This window comes from Inhella gelatinilytica (genome assembly GCF_016093295.1).
Taxonomy (GTDB): domain Bacteria; phylum Pseudomonadota; class Gammaproteobacteria; order Burkholderiales; family Burkholderiaceae_C; genus Inhella; species Inhella gelatinilytica.
Genome location: NZ_JAEDAL010000017.1, coordinates 1 through 4,848, shown reverse-complemented (window position 1 = coordinate 4,848; position 4,848 = coordinate 1). Strand labels below are relative to the sequence as shown.

Annotated in this window: 3 rRNA genes; all 3 read left to right on the top strand. The window is 53.1% G+C overall.

Annotated elements, in window-relative coordinates:
• The first annotated feature begins 43 nt into the window (after positions 1-43).
• A 16S ribosomal RNA gene (locus I7X43_RS16220) occupies positions 44-1,572 on the top strand.
• Between the two features lie 89 nt (positions 1,573-1,661).
• Positions 1,662-4,538, top strand: a 23S ribosomal RNA gene (locus I7X43_RS16215).
• A 152-nt stretch (positions 4,539-4,690) separates the two neighbouring features.
• Positions 4,691-4,804, top strand: a 5S ribosomal RNA gene (gene rrf / locus I7X43_RS16210).
• The 16S, 23S and 5S rRNA genes sit together here, the layout of an rRNA operon.
• The last annotated feature ends 44 nt before the right edge of the window (positions 4,805-4,848 follow it).

Below are 4,848 nucleotides of genomic sequence, written 5' to 3'. Positions count from 1 at the left end.
ATAGAAGTGAAGTTCACTTCGATTCCGTTGAGTAAAACAGATCGAACTGTAGAGTTTGATCCTGGCTCAGATTGAACGCTGGCGGCATGCCTTACACATGCAAGTCGAACGGTAACGCGGGGCAACCTGGCGACGAGTGGCGAACGGGTGAGTAATGCATCGGAACGTGCCCGGTAGTGGGGGATAACTGCTCGAAAGAGCAGCTAATACCGCATACGACCTGAGGGTGAAAGGGGGGGATCGCAAGACCTCCCGCTATCGGAGCGGCCGATGTCGGATTAGCTAGTTGGTGGGGTAAAGGCCCACCAAGGCAACGATCCGTAGCTGGTCTGAGAGGACGACCAGCCACACTGGGACTGAGACACGGCCCAGACTCCTACGGGAGGCAGCAGTGGGGAATTTTGGACAATGGACGCAAGTCTGATCCAGCAATGCCGCGTGCGGGAAGAAGGCCTTCGGGTTGTAAACCGCTTTTGTTAGGGAAGAAATCTTCTGGGTTAATACCTCGGGAGGATGACGGTACCTAAAGAATAAGCACCGGCTAACTACGTGCCAGCAGCCGCGGTAATACGTAGGGTGCAAGCGTTAATCGGAATTACTGGGCGTAAAGCGTGCGCAGGCGGTTATGCAAGACAGGTGTGAAATCCCCGAGCTCAACTTGGGAATTGCACTTGTGACTGCATAGCTAGAGTACGGTAGAGGGGAGTGGAATTCCGCGTGTAGCAGTGAAATGCGTAGATATGCGGAGGAACACCGATGGCGAAGGCAGCTCCCTGGACCTGTACTGACGCTCATGCACGAAAGCGTGGGGAGCAAACAGGATTAGATACCCTGGTAGTCCACGCCCTAAACGATGTCAACTGGTTGTTGGGAGGGTTTCTTCTCAGTAACGTAGCTAACGCGTGAAGTTGACCGCCTGGGGAGTACGGCCGCAAGGTTGAAACTCAAAGGAATTGACGGGGACCCGCACAAGCGGTGGATGATGTGGTTTAATTCGATGCAACGCGAAAAACCTTACCTACCCTTGACATGGCAGGAATCCTGAAGAGATTTGGGAGTGCTCGCAAGAGAACCTGCACACAGGTGCTGCATGGCCGTCGTCAGCTCGTGTCGTGAGATGTTGGGTTAAGTCCCGCAACGAGCGCAACCCTTGTCATTAGTTGCTACGAAAGGGCACTCTAATGAGACTGCCGGTGACAAACCGGAGGAAGGTGGGGATGACGTCAGGTCCTCATGGCCCTTATGGGTAGGGCTACACACGTCATACAATGGCCGGGACAGAGGGCTGCCAACCCGCGAGGGGGAGCCAATCCCAGAAACCCGGTCGTAGTCCGGATCGCAGTCTGCAACTCGACTGCGTGAAGTCGGAATCGCTAGTAATCGCGGATCAGCTTGCCGCGGTGAATACGTTCCCGGGTCTTGTACACACCGCCCGTCACACCATGGGAGCGGGTTCTGCCAGAAGTAGTTAGCCTAACCGCAAGGGGGGCGATTACCACGGCAGGGTTCGTGACTGGGGTGAAGTCGTAACAAGGTAGCCGTATCGGAAGGTGCGGCTGGATCACCTCCTTTCTAGATTAGACGAAGCCGGTTCATTGCTACGGACCTCTAAATCGATCGAGTCCTTGACGACATTGCTGTCAGCGATGTCAAAGTTATAGGGTCAAGTGACTAAGTGCATGTGGTGGATGCCTTGGCAATTACAGGCGACGAAGGACGTGATAGCCTGCGATAAGCTTCGGGGAGCTGGCAAATTAGCTTTGATCCGGAGATTTCCGAATGGGGAAACCCACCCTTAGGGGTATTGCATACTGAATACATAGGTATGCAAGGCGAACCGGGTGAACTGAAACATCTCAGTAGCTCGAGGAACAGACATCAACCGAGATTCCGAAAGTAGTGGCGAGCGAAATCGGAGGAGCCTGTACGTTTTAGCAGTCTGCATATCAAAACGGGATGGAAAGCCCGGCTATAGAAGGTGATAGCCCTGTATGAGAAATGCACTCTGTGGAACTAAGCGTACGACAAGTAGGGCGGGACACGTGTAATCCTGTCTGAACATGGGGGGACCATCCTCCAAGGCTAAATACTCGTAATTGACCGATAGTGAACAAGTACCGTGAGGGAAAGGCGAAAAGAACCCCGGGAGGGGAGTGAAATAGATCCTGAAACCGCATGCATACAAAAAGTAGGAGCCCGCAAGGGTGACTGCGTACCTTTTGTATAATGGGTCAGCGACTTACATTCAGTGGCGAGCTTAACCGAGTAGGGAAGGCGTAGGGAAACCGAGTCCGAACAGGGCGAATTAGTCGCTGGGTGTAGACCCGAAACCAGGTGATCTATCCATGGCCAGGATGAAGGTGCGGTAACACGCACTGGAGGTCCGAACCGACTAGTGTTGCAAAACTAGCGGATGAGCTGTGGATAGGGGTGAAAGGCTAAACAAACCTGGAGATAGCTGGTTCTCTCCGAAAACTATTTAGGTAGTGCCTCAAGTATTACCGTCGGGGGTAGAGCACTGTTTAGGCTAGGGGGTCATGGCGACTTACCAAACCTATGCAAACTCCGAATACCGATGAGTACAGCTTGGGAGACAGTGCACCGGGTGCTAACGTCCGGACACAAGAGGGAAACAACCCAGACCGCCAGCTAAGGTCCCCAAAATTGGCTAAGTGGGAAACGAAGTGGGAAGGCTAAAACAGTCAGGATGTTGGCTTAGAAGCAGCCATCATTTAAAGAAAGCGTAATAGCTCACTGATCGAGTCGTCCTGCGCGGAAGATGTAACGGGGCTAAGCCAGTTACCGAAGCTGCGGATGCACAGCACAATGTGCGTGGTAGGAGAGCGTTCTGTAAGCCTGTGAAGGTGGGTTGTGAAGCCTGCTGGAGGTATCAGAAGTGCGAATGCTGACATGAGTAGCGTTAAAGGGGGTGAAAAGCCCCCTCGCCGTAAGCGCAAGGTTTCCTACGCAACGTTCATCGGCGTAGGGTGAGTCGGCCCCTAAGGCGAGGCAGAGATGCGTAGCTGATGGGAAACAGGTCAATATTCCTGTACCGATCAATAGTGCGATGTGGGGACGGAGAAGGTTAGCTCAGCCGGGTGTTGGATGTCCCGGTTCAAGCCTGTAGTCGTGCCTGGTAGGCAAATCCGCCGGGCTTAGATGAGGGGTGATAACGAGTCTGCTTGCAGACGAAGTGAGTGATACCCTGCTTCCAGGAAAAGCCACTAAGCTTCAGCTATTGACGACCGTACCGCAAACCGACACTGGTGCGCGAGATGAGTATTCTAAGGCGCTTGAGAGAACTCTGGAGAAGGAACTCGGCAAATTGACACCGTAACTTCGGAAGAAGGTGTGCCCCAAGTCAGTGAAGTTGTACAAACGGAGCTAAAAGGGGTCGCAGAGAATCGGTGGCTGCGACTGTTTACTAAAAACACAGCACTCTGCAAAGACGAAAGTCGACGTATAGGGTGTGACGCCTGCCCGGTGCTGGAAGATTAAATGATGGGGTGCAAGCTCTTGATTGAAGTCCCAGTAAACGGCGGCCGTAACTATAACGGTCCTAAGGTAGCGAAATTCCTTGTCGGGTAAGTTCCGACCTGCACGAATGGCGTAACGATGGCCACACTGTCTCCTCCAGAGACTCAGCGAAGTTGAAATGTTTGTGATGATGCAATCTCCCCGCGGAAAGACGGAAAGACCCCATGAACCTTTACTGTAGCTTTACATTGGACTTTGAACAGATCTGTGTAGGATAGGTGGGAGGCTTTGAAGTGCGGACGCTAGTTCGCATGGAGCCGACGTTGAAATACCACCCTGGTGTGTTTGAGGTTCTAACCTTGGCCCGTTATCCGGGTTGGGGACAGTGTATGGTGGGCAGTTTGACTGGGGCGGTCTCCTCCTAAAGCGTAACGGAGGAGTTCGAAGGTACGCTAGGCACGGTCGGAAATCGTGCTGATAGTGCATAGGCATAAGCGTGCTTGACTGCGAGACTGACAAGTCGAGCAGGTAGGAAACTAGGACTAAGTGATCCGGTGGTTCTGTATGGAAGGGCCATCGCTCAACGGATAAAAGGTACTCTGGGGATAACAGGCTGATACCGCCCAAGAGTTCATATCGACGGCGGTGTTTGGCACCTCGATGTCGGCTCATCTCATCCTGGGGCTGTAGCCGGTCCCAAGGGTATGGCTGTTCGCCATTTAAAGAGGTACGTGAGCTGGGTTTAAAACGTCGTGAGACAGTTTGGTCCCTATCTTCCGTGGGCGCTGCAGAATTGAGAGAGCCTGCTCCTAGTACGAGAGGACCGGAGTGGACGCACCGCTGGTGTATCGGTTGTCATGCCAATGGCATTGCCGAGTAGCTAAGTGCGGAAGAGATAACCGCTGAAAGCATCTAAGCGGGAAACTCGTCTCAAGATGAGTTCTGCCGGGGCCTTGAGCCCCCTAAAGAGTCGTTCGAGACCAGGACGTTGATAGGCTGGGTGTGGAAGCGCAGTAATGCGTTAAGCTAACCAGTACTAATTGCTCGTGAGGCTTGACCCTATAACCTTGACATTGGATCAAGGTTGCGAAAAGTCGTTCTTCAAAGAACACGCAATCCAAAGCTGATTCCTGACTAACCCTCAGTCGAGATACAATCTCGAGACTCTACGAATTGGGTTTGCAGACCAAACGCTGCAAGCCAACAAGTTAAGCCTGACGACCATAGCGAGGTGGTCCCACCCCTTCCCATCCCGAACAGGACCGTGAAACACCTCAGCGCCGATGATAGTGCGGATTGCCCGTGTGAAAGTAGGACATCGTCAGGCTAATATCCCCAAAAACCCCCTCCAGCTAGCCTGGTGGGGGTTTT